Source organism: Streptomyces sp. H39-S7 (genome assembly GCF_027158205.1).
GTDB lineage: Bacteria > Actinomycetota > Actinomycetes > Streptomycetales > Streptomycetaceae > Actinacidiphila.
This window is the reverse complement of sequence record NZ_JAPVLU010000034.1, coordinates 13,359-31,912: the sequence shown is the minus strand read 5'-3', so window position 1 is coordinate 31,912 and position 18,554 is coordinate 13,359. Positions and strand designations below refer to the sequence as shown.

The 18,554-nt window shown below is 71.6% G+C and carries 18 protein-coding genes; 11 read left to right on the top strand and 7 right to left on the bottom strand.

The window, feature by feature from the left end:
• The first annotated feature begins 2 nt into the window (after positions 1-2).
• Both O3X23_RS28550 and O3X23_RS28545 read left to right on the top strand, forming a co-directional pair.
• Entirely contained in the window at positions 3-1,805 is a 1,803-nt protein-coding gene (locus O3X23_RS28550; protein WP_269274464.1) for a discoidin domain-containing protein, read from the top strand.
• A gap of 98 nt (positions 1,806-1,903) precedes the next feature.
• Entirely contained in the window at positions 1,904-3,556 is a 1,653-nt protein-coding gene (locus O3X23_RS28545) for a glycosyl hydrolase family 8 (protein WP_269274463.1), read from the top strand.
• A gap of 64 nt (positions 3,557-3,620) precedes the next feature.
• Here O3X23_RS28545 and O3X23_RS28540 read toward each other — a convergent pair whose 3' ends face one another.
• Entirely contained in the window at positions 3,621-4,175 is a 555-nt protein-coding gene (locus tag O3X23_RS28540; RefSeq protein WP_443048001.1) for an anthrone oxygenase family protein, read from the bottom strand.
• Positions 4,176-4,268: 93 nt separating this feature from the next.
• Between O3X23_RS28540 and O3X23_RS28535 the strand changes: the two genes are divergently transcribed.
• From O3X23_RS28535 to O3X23_RS28525, 3 genes are all read left to right on the top strand, one after another.
• Entirely contained in the window at positions 4,269-5,201 is a 933-nt protein-coding gene (locus tag O3X23_RS28535; protein WP_269274462.1) for an AraC family transcriptional regulator, read from the top strand.
• A gap of 29 nt (positions 5,202-5,230) precedes the next feature.
• Positions 5,231-5,773 carry a GNAT family N-acetyltransferase gene (locus O3X23_RS28530; protein WP_269274461.1) on the top strand — a complete coding sequence of 181 codons (543 nt, stop codon included), beginning with the start codon at positions 5,231-5,233 and terminating at the stop codon, positions 5,771-5,773.
• Positions 5,774-6,350: 577 nt separating this feature from the next.
• Positions 6,351-7,841, top strand: coding sequence for a UDP-N-acetylmuramoyl-L-alanyl-D-glutamate--2,6-diaminopimelate ligase (locus O3X23_RS28525; protein WP_269274460.1), 1,491 nt, complete (start codon positions 6,351-6,353; stop codon positions 7,839-7,841).
• Between the two features lie 39 nt (positions 7,842-7,880).
• Here O3X23_RS28525 and O3X23_RS28520 read toward each other — a convergent pair whose 3' ends face one another.
• The 3 genes from O3X23_RS28520 to O3X23_RS28510 form a co-directional block, all read right to left on the bottom strand.
• Entirely contained in the window at positions 7,881-8,306 is a 426-nt protein-coding gene (locus O3X23_RS28520) for an ATP-binding protein (RefSeq protein WP_269274459.1), read from the bottom strand.
• A complete protein-coding gene (locus O3X23_RS28515) occupies positions 8,300-9,148 on the bottom strand; it encodes an MEDS domain-containing protein (RefSeq protein WP_269274458.1) in 849 nt (282 codons plus the stop codon). The genes O3X23_RS28520 and O3X23_RS28515 overlap by 7 nt, the downstream gene beginning before the upstream one ends.
• A gap of 323 nt (positions 9,149-9,471) precedes the next feature.
• On the bottom strand, positions 9,472-9,603 hold the full coding sequence (locus tag O3X23_RS28510) for a hypothetical protein (protein WP_269274457.1): 132 nt from the start codon (positions 9,601-9,603) through the stop codon (positions 9,472-9,474).
• Between the two features lie 385 nt (positions 9,604-9,988).
• Between O3X23_RS28510 and O3X23_RS28505 the strand changes: the two genes are divergently transcribed.
• From O3X23_RS28505 to O3X23_RS28495, 3 genes are all read left to right on the top strand, one after another.
• The gene (locus O3X23_RS28505; RefSeq protein ID WP_443048000.1) at positions 9,989-11,461 is read left to right on the top strand and encodes an MFS transporter; all 1,473 of its coding nucleotides are present in this window, start codon (positions 9,989-9,991) and stop codon (positions 11,459-11,461) included.
• 261 nt (positions 11,462-11,722) lie between these two features.
• Complete coding sequence (locus O3X23_RS28500) at positions 11,723-11,926, top strand: cold-shock protein (protein ID WP_037915390.1); 204 nt, start codon at positions 11,723-11,725, stop codon at positions 11,924-11,926.
• Between the two features lie 283 nt (positions 11,927-12,209).
• Positions 12,210-13,745 carry a DEAD/DEAH box helicase gene (locus O3X23_RS28495; protein WP_269274456.1) on the top strand — a complete coding sequence of 512 codons (1,536 nt, stop codon included), beginning with the start codon at positions 12,210-12,212 and terminating at the stop codon, positions 13,743-13,745.
• Between the two features lie 86 nt (positions 13,746-13,831).
• Here O3X23_RS28495 and O3X23_RS28490 read toward each other — a convergent pair whose 3' ends face one another.
• Positions 13,832-14,263 carry an STAS domain-containing protein gene (locus tag O3X23_RS28490; RefSeq protein WP_269274455.1) on the bottom strand — a complete coding sequence of 144 codons (432 nt, stop codon included), beginning with the start codon at positions 14,261-14,263 and terminating at the stop codon, positions 13,832-13,834.
• A gap of 253 nt (positions 14,264-14,516) precedes the next feature.
• Here O3X23_RS28490 and O3X23_RS28485 point away from each other — a divergent pair, with 253 nt between their 5' ends.
• Genes O3X23_RS28485 through O3X23_RS28475 form a run of 3 tightly spaced genes read left to right on the top strand, consistent with a single transcriptional unit; the run spans position 14,517 to position 16,152 of the window.
• The gene (locus tag O3X23_RS28485) at positions 14,517-14,861 is read left to right on the top strand and encodes a MerR family transcriptional regulator (RefSeq protein ID WP_269274454.1); all 345 of its coding nucleotides are present in this window, start codon (positions 14,517-14,519) and stop codon (positions 14,859-14,861) included.
• A 50-nt stretch (positions 14,862-14,911) separates the two neighbouring features.
• Positions 14,912-15,625: a hypothetical protein gene (locus tag O3X23_RS28480; RefSeq protein ID WP_269274453.1), complete on the top strand. Its 714-nt coding sequence runs from the start codon at positions 14,912-14,914 to the stop codon at positions 15,623-15,625.
• A complete protein-coding gene (locus tag O3X23_RS28475) occupies positions 15,622-16,152 on the top strand; it encodes a SixA phosphatase family protein (protein WP_269274452.1) in 531 nt (176 codons plus the stop codon). Before O3X23_RS28480 ends, O3X23_RS28475 begins: the two co-directional genes overlap by 4 nt.
• A 147-nt stretch (positions 16,153-16,299) precedes the next feature.
• On the opposite strand, the gene O3X23_RS28470 is transcribed toward O3X23_RS28475, so the two are convergent.
• Entirely contained in the window at positions 16,300-16,914 is a 615-nt protein-coding gene (locus O3X23_RS28470; RefSeq protein WP_269274451.1) for a DUF4291 domain-containing protein, read from the bottom strand.
• Positions 16,915-16,958: 44 nt separating this feature from the next.
• Complete coding sequence (locus tag O3X23_RS28465) at positions 16,959-18,452, bottom strand: AEC family transporter (RefSeq protein WP_269274450.1); 1,494 nt, start codon at positions 18,450-18,452, stop codon at positions 16,959-16,961.
• Between the last annotated feature and the right edge of the window lie 102 nt (positions 18,453-18,554).

Sequence of the window (18,554 nt, the reverse complement as noted above, 5' to 3'; positions counted from 1 at the left end):
TGATGGGACGAATCGCCGTGGTGACCGGGCTTCCCCTGCGGCTGCTTGCCGTCGTCGCGCTGCTCCTCGGTGCCCTGCTGCTGCCGGGCACCCCCGCGCGCGCCGATCTGCAGAACCCGCGCCAGGACTTCCTGCGCGGCTCCACCAGCGGGCTGTTCCTGCACTGGGGCGAGCGCACGGCCCCGGCCCACACCGACTGCGCGCAATGGGAGTCCGACGTCACCAACGGCGGCTGGACGCCGCAGTACTGGGTCGACGAGGCCCGGAAGCTGCACGCGCAGTACCTGGTACTCGCCACGTTCCACAGCCGGCTCGGCTACGCCCGGCCGTGGCCGTCGGCGATCCCCGGCAGCTGCAGCACCCATCGTGATTTCGTCGGTGAGCTGATCGCCGCCGCGAGCGCGAAGAACGTCAAGGTCATCCTCTACATGACCGACGATCCGCAGTGGCACGACCAGGGCGGCCATGAGTGGCTCGACTCGGGCGCGTACTCCTCCTCCAAGGGCAGGACCGTCGACCTCACCACCCGTGATGGTTTCGGCGAGTTCTCCTACGACAACTTCTTCGAGGTCATGCGCCGCTATCCCACGCTGGGCGGGTTCTGGATCGACAACGACAACGCGTACTGGGAGAGCCACGACCTCTACGCCCAGATCTACCAGCAGCGCCCCGACTACACGATCAGCAACAACAACGAGGACACGCCCGCCCTGGACATGATCAGCAATGAGCAGAAGACCGGCATGTCCCCGGCGTACGACTACCCGCAGGCGCTCTACACCGCCGGCCCCCGGCTGACCGAGGCCGACTTCAAACTGCCCTCGACCGGGGCCTGGTGGTACGACGGTTCGAACCCCTCCGTCGACCGCGCCCTCACCCTGGGCCGGCTGGTCACCAACGCCGGCTCGTCCGTGAAGGCGCTGATGGCCGAGACCGCTCAGGTCAACGGCAGGTTCCCGTCCAACCAGGAGGCCTTCAACACCTTCGCGGACGGCTATCTGCAAGCGATCCGGGAGTCGCTGCGGGGTACCGAGGGCGGCGGCTACCTGTACGGCGGCCTGCAGCCCGGAGCCTGGAACGACGGCGCCCGCGGTGTCACGACCGTCAGCACCTCCGACCCCGACCGGCAGTACCTCCACGTGGTCACCCCGCCGTCGACGACCACCCTGCGCCTGCGCGACAACGGGTACCGCGTCGCCGCCGTCACCGATCTGCGTACCGGCGCGCCCGTGTCCTTCAGCCAGTCGGGCGGCAGTCTCACCCTGCGCGGTCTCGGCGGCTGGGACCCGTACGACACGGTCTTCAAGGTGACCACCAGCGGGCGTACGGGCATCTATCCGGCCTCCTCGTACACGATGAGTGCCAGTGCCGCGGCGAGCGGTCACGGCGCCCCGGCGGCCGCCGACGGCAGCTATCTGACGTACTGGGACAGCGCGCGGACCCTGCCCGTCCGGCTCGACTTCGACCTCAAGTCCTCGAAGCCGGTGCGCTACCTCGGCATCAACCAGCGGGAGGACTCGGTGAGCTACGCCCGCTCCGCCACCGAGCAGTCGGCGCGCATCAAGGGCTACAAGGTGTACGTCAGCAACGACGGCGCCTCTTGGGGGAGCCCGGTCAAGTCCGGCACGCTGCCCAGTGCGCGCGGGTTCGCGACCATCGACCTGCCGGCGGTCACCACCCGTCATGTGCGCCTCGAAGTGACCAGCACCTACGCGGCCCCGACCGACACCGCGCGCTACAAGCGGCTGCGGATCGACGAGACGTGGCTCGGGTCAAATTATGCCACCTCGGCCGCCGGGTCTTGACAGGATCCCCGAATGGCGCTCCCATGCATCACTAGTTAGGAAACTTTCCTAACATTGCTTCCATCCCGTTCCGCCGTCCTGAGGGAAGGTCCCCCCACGTGCGCATTCCCATCCCCCGAAGACTCCTCGGTCTGACCCTGACCGCGTCGCTCGGCCTGCTGCTGCCGCTGGCCGCTCTGGCACCGCAGGCCCAGGCGGCCACCACCCGCTACGAGGCCGAGAACGCGACGCTGTCGCAGGCGGCTGCCGCCACCAACCACACCGGGTTCTCCGGCACCGGCTTCGTCGACTACACCAACGTCGCCGGCTCCTCCGTGGAGTTCACCGTGACCGCGGCGGCCGCGGGAAGCGGCACGCTCGTGCTCGGATTCGCCAACGGCACCACCGTAAACCGCCCCATGGACATCGCGGTGAACGGCACCACCGTCGCGTCCGGCGTCTCCTTCGCGGGCACCGGCTCCTGGGACACCTGGCAGACCAAGAGCCTCACCGCCACGCTCGTGGCGGGCACCAACAAGGTCCGTGCCACCGCGACCACCGCCAACGGCGGTCCCAACCTCGACTACCTCGACGCCGGTTCCCCGGGCGGAGGCGGCGGCGGTCCCGCCGTGCCGTTCGGCAGCCACCAGTTCCCGTACGCCGCCGGCACGCTCAAGCCCTCCGGCGCGCAGAGCACCATCGACCAGGCGGTCGTCACCGCCTACAACCAGTGGAAGGCCGCCTTCGTCAAGCACAACTGCGGCAACGGCTGGTACGAGACCATCTCGCCCGACGCCGACCACCCGTACGTCGCCGAGGGCCAGGGCTACGGCATGGTCGTCACCGCTCTGATGGCGGGCGCCGACACCAACGCCAAGACCGCCTTCGACGGCATGGTGAAGTTCGTGCTCGCCCACCCGTCGGTGAACAACCCCCACCTGCTCGCCGCGGAACAGGACGCCTCCTGCAAGAGCGTCAACGGTTCGGACTCCGCGACCGACGGCGACCTCGACGTCGCCTACGGCCTGCTCCTCGCCGACCGGCAGTGGGGCAGCGCCGGCACCTACAACTACAAGAGCCTCGCGATCCAGCACATCAACGCCATCAAGGCCAGTGAGGTCAACTCCACCACCCACCTGATGCTGCTCGGCGACTGGAGCGGTTCCGGGGAGTCCCACCACTTCATCACCCGGTCCTCCGACTGGCTGATCGACCACTTCCGGGCCTTCAGGACCGCGACCGGTGACAGCGCCTGGGACACCATCCGCACCGCTCACCAGAGCCTGATCACCCAGCAGCAGGCGAGCTACGCGCCCACCACCGGGCTGCTCGCCGACTTCGTGGTCAACACCAACACCACCCCCAAGCCCGCCGCGGGCGAGGTGCTCGAAAGCCCCAACGACGGGGACTTCGGATGGAACGCCTGCCGCGACCCCTGGCGGCTGGCCACCGACGCCGTCACCAGCGGCGACCCGGCGTCCCTCGCCTCGGCCCGCAAGCTCAACGCGTGGATCAAGACCAAGACCGGCGGCAACCCCGCCGGTATCGTCACCGGCTACCACCTGAACGGATCGACGTTCGACAGCGGTCAGGACATGGCCTTCACCGCGCCGTTCGCCGTCGCCGCCCTGACCGACCCGGGCTCCCAGGCCTGGCTCGACGCCCTGTGGAACAAGCTGGCCGGCACGCCCATCAACGCCTCGCTCTACTACGGCGGCAGCGTGCAGCTCCAGTCCATGATCGTCGTCTCCGGCAACTACTGGGTCCCCTGACAAAAGCGGTGGGGGCACCTCCCGGCCACCGGTCGGGAGGTGCCCCCACCGGGGGCTTCGGCCGCTACGCCGTGGCCCGCCCGTAGAGCACCAGGCACCACACCAGGCAGCCGAGCGCGCCGGTGGCGGCCACGGCCCGGAAGAGGTTCCAGCGGACCCACCGCGTCTCGAAGCGCTCGCGGACAGCCGCGAGAGCCGAGGCACCGGCGGAACCCGCGTCGCCGGGCGCGCCGAGCCCGTCGTTGAGCGGGACGTTGACGGCGAACGTGGAGACCAGCGTCAGCACGTACAGCGCGGCCGCGGCGCCGATCCAGGGCAGCGGCCCGTCCGGGGCGTCCCCGGCCAGGTGCAGCGCGCCCGCCAGGACGGTGAGCACCAGCGACCCGCCGAATCCGAGGGCGAACCAGCCGTTCAGGATTTTCACGTTGATCCACTGCATGGCGTCGACGAACGTCCGGTCGTCGGCCCGGCGCAGACCCGGCATGACGGCGCAGGCGAAGCCGTAGTACAGGCCCGCGATCAACCCGGTGGTGAGTGTGGCGGCCACCAGTGCGACCGTGCGGAACTCGTCCATCGTCGATACCTCCCTCGGCGGACCGCCGTGCGGCTGAGCGGTCATGGGGACAGTCAAGCCGCCGGCACCCGGCCGGGCCATGGTTCAGAGCCTCAACTCCATACGCGTGCGTCCACGCCGGCGTCTAGGCTGAGCGCCATGGACGCACTCGCCGGTCTCCTGGACGGGCCCCGGGCCCGGGGCGCCTTCCTTCTGCGCTCGGTCCTCGACCCGCCGTGGTCGCTGCGGATCGAGGACCGGGCCCCGCTGACGCTGATCTCCCTGGTGCGCGGCGAGGCGTGGGTGCTGCCCCAGGACGGCGCCGCGGTGTGCCTGCGCGCCGGGGACGTCGCCGTCGTCCGCGGTCCGGCCCCGTACCTCGTCGCCGACGCGCCGGACACACCGCCGCAGATCGTGATCCACCCCGGACAGCGCTCCACCACCCCGGACGGCGAAGAGCTGTGCGAGACGATGGACTTGGGCGTGCGCACCTGGGGCGACCGGCCGGACGGCGCGACGGTGATGTTCACCGGCACCTACTCGATGGACGGCGAGGTCAGCCGGCGGCTGCTCGAAGCGCTGCCCACGCTCCTGGTGCTCACCGCCGACTCCTGGGACTGCCCACTCGTCGCCCTGCTCAGCGAGGAGATCGTCAGGGACGAGCCGGGCCAGGAGGTCTTCCTCGACCGGCTGCTGGACCTGCTGCTGATCGCCATCGTCAGGGCGTGGTTCTCCCGGCCGGAGGCAGAAGCGCCCACCTGGTACCTGGCGTTGGCCGATCCCGTGGTGGGCCAGGCGCTGCGCCTGCTCCACGACCACCCGGCACACCCGTGGTCGGTGGCCACGATCGCGGCGAAGACCGGGGTGTCGCGCGCCGCGCTGGCCCGGCGGTTCACCGATCTCGTGGGTGAGCCGCCGATGGCGTACCTCACCGGGTGGCGGCTGTCCCTCGCCGCCGACCTGCTGCGCGAGCCCGAGGCCACGGTCGGCTCGGTGGCAGGAAAGGTGGGCTACGGCAGCGCGTTCGCCCTGAGCACCGCCTTCAAGCGGGTCCGCGGCATCCGGCCGCAGGAGCACCGGGCGGGCGTGTGACGGCCCTGAACCCGAGGAGAGAGACGGACATGACGACGGAACAGCGCGACGCGGCGGCCACGGACGGGGTGCGCCTCGAGAGCTGGGCGGAGCGGGACCTGGCGCTGCTGCGGCTGGCGAACTCCCCGGAGATGATGGCGCACCTGGGCGGCCCCGAGACCGAGGAGCAGCTGCTCGCGCGCCACCGGCGCTACCTGGACATCGAAGGCGCCGGAACCGGGCGGATGTTCAGCGTCGTGCTGCTTCCGGAGGGCGAGACGGTCGGCACCATCGGGTACTGGGACCGGGTCTGGCAGGGCGGGACGGTGTACGAGGCCGGCTGGGGCGTGCTGCCGCGGTACCAGGGCCGGGGGATCGCGGTGGCCGCGGCCACCGCGGTCATCGCCGACGCCGCGGCCCGGCACACGCACGCGTCCCTGCACGCCTACCCGTCCGTCGACCACCCCGCGTCGAACGCGATCTGCCGCAAGGCCGGTTTCACCCTGGTCTCCGCCTGCGACTTCGAGTACCCGCCCGGGAATCCCATCCGGTGCAACGACTGGCGGGTGGACCTGACGGCGGCCGACCGGTAGGGGACCGCGCCGCGTGACGCCCCTCGGGCGCCCTGCCGGGCCGCTTCGCCGCGCCATACCTGGTGTGAAATGTCCCCTTTAGGCACCGTGGTGGTCTACATCGGGGTCGGACGTACACTGAAGTGGTGTCGGGCAGGTCCCTGCTCCGCCCGACCACCTGTACGCATCACCTGTAACCGACTGTCCGCGGCCGGACCAGAGAGTGCTGCCGCCCGGATCTCGGCCGACCCGCACGGGTCCTGAGCCGGTCCGGACGCACGCCGCAGTCGTTGCGCAGTGACAGGTAGCGGTCCTCGGCCGATCCGGCCCTTCGGTCCGCACGCAGATCTCCCCCTGTGGGGACCGCCCGCCTTCACGCGCCCCACCGCCGGTGCCCCGGCCTCCGCGTCGCCTGTGCACCGCACTGCGCCGACGGGACCGCACCCGGCCGACAGCACGATCCCCGACAGCCGGGCACCGGACGACCGGTGCCGGGCCGCCGGGCCATGGTCAACAGCGCGGTACCCGGTCTGCCCTCACCCCTGCCGCCAGGCCGGGCCACCGCAGTGCACCACCGGCCGCTTCCGAGGGGATAGTTGTGAAACTCAGTGCACTGCTCGACGGGCACGACCACCGCGTACTCCAGGGCGACCTGGCCACGCCGATCACCGCGGGAATGAGCTTCGACGCCCACCGCGTGGTGCCCGGCTCGCTGTACATCGCCGTACCGGGCCACGAGGACGGCGGCCCCGAGCTGATCGGGAAGGCCGTGGAGCTGGGCGCTGTCGCGGTACTGGCCGAGGGGGACGCCCCGCACCTCACGGGCCTGCCCGAAGAGGTCAGCGTGGTCCGGGTGACCGACATCCGGGCGGTGGCCGCGGCCGTCGCGTCCCGCTACTACGGCGAGCCGGGCCGCGGGATGGACGTCGTGGCCATCACCGGAACCAACGGCAAGACGTCGGTCTCGTACATGGTCGAGGCGGTCCTGCGGATCGCCGAGGGCGTGAAGGTCGGTGTCATCGGCACCTCGGGCAGCCGCATCGGCGCCGAGAAGATCCCGATGCCGAGGTCGGTGCTGAGCACCCCGGAGGCGCCTGACCTGCAGTACCTGCTCGGCCACATGCGAGACCGCGGGACGCCCAGTGTCGTGCTGGAAGCGACCTCGATGGGTCTGCTGCAGAGCCGGGTCGAGGGCGTCTTCATCGACGTCGGTGTCTTCACCAACCTGACCCAGGACCACCTGGACGACCACGGGACGATGGAGCACTACAAGAACGCCAAGATGCGGCTGTTCCGCGGCCTGTGCCGGCGTGCGGTCGTCAACGCCGACGACCCGGTCAGCGCGGAGATCATCGCGCTGATGCCGGACGCGGTGACGACGTACGCCCTGGACGTGCCGGCGGACTACCGCGCCACCGACCTGGTCGTGGACGCGGCGGGCAGCCGCTTCACGCTGCACCACGCCGGCCGCGAGTACCCGGCCTCGATCCCGGTGCCCGGCCGCTTCTCGGTGGCGAACGCGCTGGCCACCGTGGCAGCGTGCCACCTGCTCGGCCACGAACTGCAAGGACTCGTCGACGCTCTCGACCGGATGCCGCCGACCCCCGGCCGCTTCGAGCGCTACGACACCCCGCAGGGCTCCTGCGTGATCGTGGACTACGCACACTCCCCGGATTCGCTGGAGAAGGTCCTCAGCACCATCCGCTCCTTCGCCACCGGCCGGGTCATCACCGTCTTCGGCTGCGGCGGAGACCGGGACATCACCAAGCGCGTCGCCATGGGCACCATCGCCGGCGAACTCTCCGACCTGTGCGTCCTCACCTCGGACAACCCCCGCTACGAGGACCCCGAACAGATCCTGGACCAGATCGCCCCGGGCCTGGTGCACAGCGGGATCCCGTTCCAGCGCATCACCGACCGCCGGGACGCGATCCGCTACGCCCTGTCGGTCGCGGGTCCCGAGGACGTCGTGCTCGTTGCGGGCAAGGGCAGCGAGCCGTTCCAGATCGTCGGGGACGAACTGCTCCCGTTCAGTGACATGGCCGTGGTCCGTGAGCTGGCCCTGGAGCCGGCCGCTGTGGCCCTGTAGACCCCGTCGGCCGTGCCGCGGTGCGACGGGCCGTCCTCCTCAGGTCAATCGCATCGCGAAGGTCACGACGGCGCCCGGGGAGGCCGCGGCGATCACCAGCCGGTCGCAGAGCAGGCGGGTGAGCCACAGTCCGCGTCCGGCCGGGCCGCCGTCGATCCCGGGCGCCAGCTCGGGGATGACGTCCGCGGAGAAGCCGGGGCCGGAATCGCTGATGCGGCACTCCAGTTCGTCGCCGACCCTGGTCAGCGCCAGGGCCCCGTCCCCGCCGGCGTGCTCCACCACGTTCGAGGCGAGCGCGTCCATGACGAGGACGAACTCGCCGCGGCGCGGTCCCGACAGTCCCGCCAGGGAGGCGCGCTGGTCGATGAGGACCCGCAGCCGCGGCAGGTCCTCGCCGGTGAACGCGACCTGCAGCAGGCACTCCGCCGGTTCGCCGGCGCGGCTGCCGGCCGGGTCGGTCAGCATCGGCGCCCCGCCCCGGTCAGCACCAGCCGGCCCGGGGCGTACTCGCCCAGGGCGCGCAGTACGCGGAGCTGGCCGGCCTCGCAGCGGACCTCGACACGGTCGTGGCCGTCGGCGGCGCCGACCAGGCGCAGAAGGTCGTCGGCGCACCGGACGCTGAGGAAGCTCAACTCCGTCAGATCCAGCACGAGTTCCCGGGAGCCCGCGGTGCGCGCGAGCGCGCCGCCGACGGCTGCCCCGAACTGCGCGCCGGTGGCGAGATCCGCCTCGCCGATCAGCCGCAGCGAGCCGTCGCCGTGCACCGCCCGCAGTTCGCCGAGCCGGGTGAGCAGGTTGACGGGGTGTGCCCGGCACATCTGCGCCAGCACGTCGTCGTCGAACCAACGCCGGTCGTAGGCGCAGATCTCGCTGTAGGAGCCACCCGTGAACAGGTGCTCGGCGTGGCACTCCCGCTGCATCATCACGTTCAGATCGGCGCCCAGGTCCCGTACCCAGTGCATGTCGATGAAGGTGCGCAACCCGGTGTACCCCTGCCGGCCGGCGAGGGCGGTCTCCTCGCAGATCCGCTGCCACTGCCGCTCGGGGGTGAAAGCTCGGTGGGGGCGGATCAGCGACCGCATGCTGGTCAGCACCAGCTGGCCGCGGGCACTGACGCCGGCCGTCAAGGGGCTGTCGGCCTCCAGTCGGGACAGCAGCTCGTCCTCACTCACCTGGGGGGCGGCGAAGACCATGACCTTCTCGCCGCGGGCGAGACCTGTCCAGGCGAAGGTGGTGAGCACATCCCAGTTCGACTCGTCATCGTCGTAGCTGACGAAGCAGTGGTCGCCGGATCTCGTGCGTTGCACGGAGATTGTGGCGGGATGGATGTCATCCCAAGCAGGCATCGGCCCTCGCTTTCTGCGCTCCGATCCTCTCTTCCCGCGGGCCGGAGTCGTGCCAAAACTAGCGAGTCTGCATCCAGGCGCGGCATGGACCGACCGAACTGGGCAATGGCGTGCAAAAGTTGCCTTCTCAAGGTCAGGAAGGCTCGCGATAGGCCATCGCGTGATCAGATCTGACCGTTCGTCGAGATGGTCGAGATCGAGATGCCGGCGAACGAGCGGTGAGCGGTCACCGGTGGACGGCGCGGGTCAGCGCGGAGTCCTGCGTCCTGTCCTGCCGTCGCGCACTACCACTTCGAGCGCTGCATGAAGCGGCGGTGCGCCGACTGGGCGGAGTCGGAGCGCTGGACGGGCACGGGCGCGGGCTTCTGCTGGGGACTGTCGGCGGACTGGCTCGGGCCGCTGGTGGTGCCGGGCATGATCTTCGTCCTCCCTGTCGGCGTAGGTGCGCTGTACATCAGGAGGCGCCAGGTTAACCGCCGGTCGTGCGGTCCGGGCTTCTCTTCGAGCCGTATACCCCCGTTCGGGGGACGTACCGCTGCGGGAAGGCTGACCGCGCCGTACAGCCACGGAACGCCTTACCACCGCAGCAGGCCCCACGCCCGGGCCTTGCGCATCCTGCGACCGGGGTGGATCCGGGGTGGCCGATCCAGACCCTGCCAGTAGGAGGAACGGCGCTGGTACGAGCCGGGTGCGTACGCGGCACAGGGGGCTGGGTCGGCTCCGCAGGGAGGCGAAGTATTCCTTCCGGGAGCCCGCGGCGCGATCGGCGCGGCGGGTCCGGTATCCGGAAGGAACGGGACGATGGCGATTGTTGAAGGGGTGCCGCCCGGCGTTGAGGCGCCGGCCGTCGAAGGGCCAACCGTGCGGGAGTCCGTGCGGGAGCCCGCGCCCGAGCGGATGACGGGCCGGCTGCGGCTGGTCCTGGTGGTGCTGCTGGTCGCGCAGTTCATGCTGGCCGTGGACTTCTCGATCCTCAATGTGGCCCTCCCGGTGGTCGGCCAGGGGCTCGGATTCCCGCTGGCGGACCTGCAGTGGATCGGTACGTCGTTCGCGCTGGCCGCCGCGGGGTTCACCCTGCTGTTCGGCCGGATCGCCGACATCGTCGGCCGCCGCAGGCTCTTCCTCGCCGGACTGGCGGTGCTGGGGATCTCGTCGCTCGTGGGCGGGCTCGCGGTCGACCCGGCGATGCTGCTGGCCGCCCGGGTCGCCCAGGGTCTCGCGACCGCGGCCGTCACCCCGGCCGGACTGTCGCTGCTGACCTCGTCCTTTCCCGAGGGCCCGCTGCGGGACAAGGCGCTCGGCCTCAACGGCGCCCTGATGTCGGCCGGCTTCACCGCCGGGGCGGTCCTCGGCGGTGTGCTGACCGACCTGCTCTCCTGGCGCTGGGCGTTCTTCGTCAACGTGCCGGTCGCGGCCGCCGTGCTGATCGTGGCCCCGCTGGTGATCAAGGAGAGCCGGCCCGCGGTCCGCCCGCGGCTGGACGTACCCGGCGCCATCGCGGTCACCCTCGGCCTGCTCGCCCTGGTCCTGGGCCTGACCACCGCGGGGGAGAAGGGCTGGGGGGATCCGCTGGCCCTGGCGTCCCTCGTGACCGGAGCCGCGCTGCTCGTCGTGTTCTACGTCGTCGAGAAGAGCGCGTCCGCGCCCCTGGTGCCGGTGGCGATGCTGCGGCGCCCCACCGTGATCTGGGGCAACGTCGCGGGCCTCATCGCCTTCGTCACCGAGACCTCGCTGGTCTTCCTGCTGACCCTCTACCTGCAGAAGGTGCTCGGCTTCTCCCCGCTGGCGGCAGGCCTGTCCTTCGGCGTGCTGGGTCTGGGCACCGTCGCCGGCGGTCTGGTCGCGGCCCGGGTGATCGGCCGGATCGGCACCCGGGCCACCCTGGTGACCGGCGGTGCCGTCCAGGCCGTCGCGACGGTGGCGCTGGTCGCCCTGGGCGACGACCGCGGCTGGATGGCACTGCTGCTGGCAGGCACCTTCCTCGGCGGGATCGGCAACATGCTGGTGATCGTCGGCTTCATGGTGACCGCCACCTCCGGCATCCCCGACGCCGAGCAGGGCATGGCGACGGGCCTGGCCACCATGACCCAGCAGGTCGGCATCACCATGGGCGCCCCCATCATGAGCGCGATCGCCACCGCCGGGATCACCGTCTCGTCCGGGACCGGCGCCGTACTGGACGGCATCGGGAACGCGGTCCTGGTGAACGCGGCCCTCGTGCTCGTCGGCGCGATCCTGGCGGCCCTGTTCCTGCGCGGCGCCCGGCGGGCGTGACCCGGGATTCAGGCCTTCACGGCGGTGCGCCACACGCCCGGGCGCGCCGCCGGAACGCCCGCGTCCGACACGGACGCGGGTCACGTGCTATCGTAGATCTCAGTTGCAGTTGTGGTACCCATGAAACTTTGTGTGCACCTGACGGTTACATCCCTCAGGTGCATTTTGTTTTTCCGGTCATCTCCGGATGGGCTCATTGCGGCGACGCGGAACACGTGAAGTGCGTATTCCGGCTGTGCCCCCTATCAGAGGAGATTTGACATGGCTACTGGCACCGTGAAGTGGTTCAACGCGGAAAAGGGCTTCGGCTTCATCGAGCAGGACGGCGGCGGCGCTGACGTCTTCGCCCACTACTCGAACATCGCCACCCAGGGTTTCCGTGAGCTCCAGGAGGGCCAGAAGGTCTCCTTCGACGTCACGCAGGGCCAGAAGGGCCCGCAGGCCGAGAACATCGTTCCCGCCTGACGCTGACAAGAGCTGAGCCAGGGCCCGCACCTCACGGTGCGGGCCCTGGCTGTTGCCCGGACGCCGTCGAAACGCGCCGGGCACTTCGCACCCCACGGACCTCATCGGTCCGGTATTCCGGCCGCCGCGTCACCGTAGGCGCCGTTCTCACCGGAGTTCGCCGCGCGGCATTCCGCGCCGGACTCCGCATTCGCCATTTGCTTCGGTTCGTTCTTGCGATTCCTTGCGCGGCTGCCGGCCGCCGAGCCTTCCTCGACACGCGCCGCATCGAGGAAGGTTCCGCATGAACCGCACCACGCGCTCGAACAGCCCCTACTCCCGCAGCAGCCGCACCGGCGGCTCGGGCAACGGTGGCACCTACAGCAAGCCCTCCGGCGGCTCCGGGAACACCGCCGGGTTCACCGGCCGCTCCCGCTCGCAGTCCGCGAACCGCTCCGGCGGCTCCGGACGCCGGCCTGCCGCGCTGCAGGGCGAGTTCGCCCTGCCCGTCACCATCACGCCGGCGCTGCCCGCCGTCACCGCCTTCGGCGCGCTGGACATGCCGGTCGAGGTGCTCAAGATGCTCACCAGCCTGGGCATGAACGAGCCGTTCCCCATCCAGGGCGCGACACTGCCGAACTCGCTGGCGGGCCGTGACGTCCTCGGCCGCGGCCGCACCGGCTCCGGCAAGACCCTCGCGTTCGGTCTGGCGATGCTCTGCCGCACCGCCGAACAGCGCGCCCAGCCCCGCCAGCCGCTCGCGCTGGTCCTGGTGCCCACCCGTGAGCTGGCGCAGCAGGTCACCGACGCGCTCACCCCGTACGCCCGCGCGCTGCACCTGCGGCTGGCCACCGTCGTCGGCGGCATGTCGATCGGCCGCCAGGCCAGCGTGCTGCGCGGCGGCGCCGAGGTCGTCGTCGCGACGCCCGGCCGCCTCAAGGACCTCATCGACCGGGGCGACTGCCGGCTGGACCGGGTGGCCATCACGGTCCTCGACGAGGCCGACCAGATGGCCGACATGGGCTTCATGCCGCAGGTCACCGCGCTGCTCGACCAGGTGCGCCCCGACGGCCAGCGGATGCTGTTCTCCGCCACCCTGGACCGCAACGTCGACCAGCTGGTGCGCCAGTACCTGCACGACCCGGTGGTCCACTCCGTGGACCCCTCGGCCGGTGCGGTCACCACGATGGAGCACCACGTGCTGCACGTGCACGGCGCCGACAAGCGCGCCACCACCACGGAGATCGCCGCCCGTGAGGGCCGGGTCCTGATGTTCCTGGACACCAAGCACGCCGTGGACATCCTCACCCGTGAGCTGCTGGCCAGCGGGGTGCGGGCGGCCGCGCTGCACGGCGGCAAGTCCCAGCCGCAGCGCAACCGGACGCTGGAGCAGTTCAAGACCGGGCACGTGACCGTACTGGTGGCGACCAACGTCGCCGCCCGCGGCATCCACGTGGACAACCTGGACCTGGTCGTCAACGTCGACCCGCCGAGCGACCCCAAGGACTACCTGCACCGCGGCGGCCGCACCGCCCGCGCGGGGGAGTCCGGTGTGGTCGTCACGCTGGTGCTGCCGAACCAGCGCCGCGACATGACGCGTCTGATGGCCGACGCCGGCATCACGCCGAAGACGACCCAGGTCCGCTCCGGCGAGGCCGAGCTGACGCGGATCACCGGAGCGCAGGCCCCGTCCGGCGTTCCGGTCGTCATCACCGCCCCGGTGTCCGAGACCGCGAAGCGCAGTGCCGCCTCGACCCGTGGGCGCCGCAGTCGTACGGCCCAGGCCCGTCGCGCCGGTGCGCCGGATCGTTCCTCCCGGCCGCGTACGACCGCCGTCTGACCGTCATCGGTCAGCCGTAAGCACGGCCGGGGCAGCACCGAAAGACCGCCGGGTCCCACTGACGAGTGGGGCCCGGCTTTTCGTCGTCAGGCGGTGGCGCCACCGGCGAGCGGCCCGCGCGGTGCGACCGGGAGCAGTGCCTCGTCCACCCCGTCGACCAGCGTCAGGACCTGGTCCGCACCGGTCAGTTCCAGGGTGCGCAGCAGTTGCGGGCTGACATCGGCCAGGACCAGGACATCCCCGACGTCCAGCAGCTTCTGCCGGATGGTGAGCAGCAGGCCCAGCCCGCGGGAGTCGCAGAAAGTGAGCCTGCCGCAGTCCAGGACCAGACGGGACGGGCCATTCCCCCGGGCCGGCAGATCGCCGTTCCGGGGTCGGCCGTCCTGCCGGTCCCGGAGAATATCGGCCACGGCGGTCGCCAGGACCGCCTCGCTGTCCAGATCGAGCTCGCCGGCCAGAGCGAGCACGTCGGCATCCCCCTGGTCGTGCCGTACGGGCCGCACCTGCAGCCGAGTCATGGTCTCTCCCGAAGATCAAGATCGCGGAATATGGGTGTGCCGGTACCGCCCCCCGCCCCTCCCTCGCCGGAAGTCGGCCGACCTCCGGCGAGGGGGGCGATGGCAGCGTACCTGGCTTCCTGGCGATCGTAAATCTATCTCGGCCGCAATAGACATTTCGCGATCGGGTTGTTAGGTTTTCTGGCGTAAGGATGGACGTCGGTGATCTCCGGCTGTCGCTTCCCCCGAGTGGGCCGTACGCCGCAGAGGTGCAATGACTCCCAGAAGCCCTACGAATCCGACCGACAAGTTCGACGACGACGACTACCCCGCCTACACCATGGGCCGTGCCGCGGCGATGATCGGCACCACGCCCGCCTTCCTGCGGTCGCTGGGTGACGCACGCCTGATCACCCCCCTGCGTTCGGAGGGCGGCCACCGCCGTTACTCCCGCTACCAGCTGCGCATCGCCGCCCGCGCCCGCGAACTCGTCGACCAGGGCACCGCCATCGACACGGCCTGCCGCATCGTCATCCTGGAGGACCAGCTCGAAGAGGCCCTGCGCCTCAACGACGAGCTGCGCCGCCGGACGGCCGGCGCACCGGCCCAGGACGCCTGACCGTCCCGACGACGTGTCATGGCGGGGCCGGAGCGCCTAGGGTCGGTGCTGTGCTGAGCATCGTGGATGAACTGACCGGCCCCGGTCCGCTGCGGATCTGCGCCCATGCGCCGCAGGACGGCGAACCCGGCGATCTGACCGGGCTGCGGGTGCTCCTCGTCACGGACGTGCTGGCGCGCGTCGTCGAGCTGCGCGGCCGGGCCGTGCTCCTGGGACGGACCGGGCCGCCCGTTCCGTCGGCCGACGCCGCGGGCATCCGCCCGGCCGACGCCACCGGCACCCTCGAGGAGATCACCGAGGTGCTGGGCGGTCCACCGGTCGTGCACCTCACCCCGCGCGCCTTTGAGGGTGCGGGCGGCGCCACCCTCCGGGTCGGCGAGGCGAGCGGCACGGGACCGCTGGACCAGGACGTGCTCGCCGTACGGGCGCTCCTGCTCGGCCACCCGCACCACGAGCCGCGCGTCGTCACGTCCGAGGAGATCACCGAGGCCGGACGCGTGCTGGCCCGCTGGCGGGGCGCGGTGGCGGACTGGGCCGAGGAGCCGTCGAAGCCGATGGCCGCCGACCTGGTGCGCACGGCCCGGGCCGCCCTGGAGGACTCCCTCGACACTCCGCAGGTGTTCCGGCTGCTGCGCGAGCTGGAGACCGCCGAGGACGTGCCGGCCGGCGGCAAGTTCGAGACTTTCGCCCACCTCGACCGCGTCCTCGGCCTGGAAGTCGTCCGCGAGATCGGCCGCCCCCGCTCCGCCGGGGCGCCGGCGTGAGCGGGACGCGGCGGCTGGTGATCCTGCGGCACGCCAAGTCCGCCTGGCCCGAGGGCGTCCCCGACCACGACCGTCCGCTGAACGCCCGCGGCCTGCGCGACGCCCCCGCCGCCGGCCGCGGTCTGGCCGCGGCGGGCGTGCTGCCCGACCTCGTCCTGTGCTCCACCGCGCGCCGCACCCGCCAGACATGGGGACTGGCCTCCGCCGAACTGGCGACGGCCCCACCGGTCCGCCACGACCCGCGCCTCTACGGCGCCCACGAGGACGACCTGCTCGCCTTCGTCCGCGAAGCGCCCCCCGCCGTCCGGACGTTGCTGCTGGTCGGCCACAACCCCGGTCTCCAGGAACTGACCCTGCGCCTCACGGGAGAGGCGGACGGCGACCACCTGGACCGCGCCCGCACCAAATTCCCCACATCCGGCACCGCCGTGCTCACCTGGAGCGGCCCATGGTCGGCCCTCCTGCCGGGATCCGCCCTGCTGACCGACTTCGCGGTACCCCGCGGGCGGCGCGAAGGGCGTCACTGACCTGCGCACGGATCCGCGAACGACGGCCGCCATCTGCCGTTCTTCCCAGCCCGATGCCCTCGGGCCGGTTGCGGCCCGGAGGGCATCGGGTCCGTCACGTTGGACGCCCCGCCGGCCGAGCACGGCGTCCCCCGGGCCGCTGCCCGCCTACGGCAGGAGCGCCGCCAGGAGCCTCTGGTCGACCGGATAGGGAGGTTCGCCGGGAAGGAGCCCGCCGGCGGTGTCCAGGTCTCCGGCGCTGACCAGGGCGTGGATCTCCTGGGCGAGCGGTGTCACGTCCGTGATGGCGACCGTCCACTCGTCCGCGTACCGGCCGGCCGCGCCGCCCGACAGGCCGAGCTGGAGGGAGCGGTACGGCAGCGGCTGGAGCCGGAGATCGCGTTCGGGGTCCCACTGCACGCGGGCGGGGGAGCGCTTGAGCTCGCGCTTCCAGGCGGCCTGGTCCGGATGGAGCCCGCGCTCGTAGTGCGAGAGGCACGCGTGCCGCAGCGCCCACGCGAACCCCTCCCGCGTGATCTCGACGGCGAGCACGGTCTCCTGCCCCTCCTTCGCGCCCCAGCCGCAGCGGTACATCATCCACAGGAACGAAGGCTTGATCCACGTCATGCGGTCGCGCTGCCAGGCCGCCGGGAAGCGGCCGGTGGCGGCCGCGGGGAGGCCGATGTGGGGCGGGTAGGCCTGGTAGACGGTGACGGTGGTCTCCGTGTGCCGGGCGCGGATCCGGCGTTTCGGCTCGTCGAGGGGGTGTTCCGGTTCTTCCACGGGATACAGGGTGCGGCCGTCGCCCGGGGGAGCGCCAGCGGTTTCTACGGGTGGGACGGACCCAGGGTCCAGTAGACGATGGACAGGGTGGCCATCGAGACGAGGGTGGAAACCATCACCGAGTCGCGGGCGAGGCCGGTGTCCAGGTCGTACTGGCGCGCGTAGATGAAGGCGTTCTGGGCGGTGGGCAGCGCGGAGCAGAGCACCACGGCGAGCAGCTGGTGGCGCGGCAGATGCAGGAGGAGGCCGCCGACCGCCAGGGCGATGAGCGGTTGCACCAGGGTCTTGAGAGCGACGGTCACCCCGACCTCGAGTCGTTGCCCCGGGCCGGTGGCCGCCGGGCGGCCGTGCAGGGACATGCCGAGGGTGAGCAGGGCGGTGGGGACGGCGGCCGCGCCCAGGAGTTCACAGGAGTGGCCGAGGGCTGTCGGGAGCCGCCAGCCCGCGGCGGAGACGACGGCGCCCAGGGCCGAGGCCATGATGATCGGGTTGCGGACCGGCATCAGCAGCATCCGGGTGAGGCCGCCGCTCTTCCCGCCGACGCCGTTGCCGACGCCGTTGCCGGCGCCGGTGCCGGCGTCGAGCAGGGTCAGGATGACCGGGGAGATCAGCAGCACCTGGAACAGCAGGATCTGGGCGACGAACGAGGCGTCCCCGAGCACCTGAAGGGCCACCGGGATCCCGAGGTTGGCCGAGTTGACGTACCCGGCCGCCATGCTGCTGACCGCCTGGTCGGCGAGCCGGTGGTGGAAGAGCCTGCGAGCGGTCAGGAGGCCGAGCGCGCAGACCGCGACGGTGCCGGCGGCGAAGGCGATCATCGAGGTGTTCGCGAAGGTGTCGAGGCGTGCCTTGGAGATCATGACGAACAGCGCGGCGGGCATGGCCACATGGAAGACGAACCGGCCGAGGACGGGTTCCGCCTGCTCGCCCAGCAGACCCGTGCGGCTGACCAGGTAGCCGGCCGCGGTGAGTATCCAGATCGGGGCGAAGCAGGCGAGCAGGGAGTTCATGCGTCCTCGGGTCCGGGGGTTCGCGGACGGGTCCGGCCGGGGGCGGCCCCGGATGGCGGTTCGCCGGCGTCCATGATCCTCGTCCGCGTACGGGCGGTTCCGGCGGGGCCGCCGGGGGACGGGAGCGCCCGGTCGGGAGGTGGCGCTTTCCTGGACACCGGCGAACCGATGATGGTGCGCCACCACGGCAGTTAGGCCCGCACCGTCGCCGACACCGAGACCGTGGACCTGCGCCTGCGCCTGCGCCTGCTCCGTGCAGAGTCGCAGCGCCTCGCTGAGCGCCGTCCGGCCTCGGCCGCCGGGGTCCGCTCCGCGCTCGCGGTGATAGGGCAGGGCGCCGGCCCGGGTTCCCCAGGTTGCGTTCCGTTCCAGCCGGTCGGCGCGCCGGTCGTGCAGAGCGCGGACCCGCTCGGGGTCCGCGGCACTGGCCGCCGCGTAGGCGGTCGCCTCGGCCGGGTCGTCGCTCGAACCGTCCGCCTCCACATACGCCATGACCAGCGCTTCCGTACTGCGCTCGTCGTACGGCACCGTACCGGCCGGTGCGTGCGCGGTGCCCGCGACGCGCGCGGTGTCCGCGTGGCGGGACAGTGCCTCGGCCAGCTCGCGGCCGGCAGTTCGTCCCGACCGCAG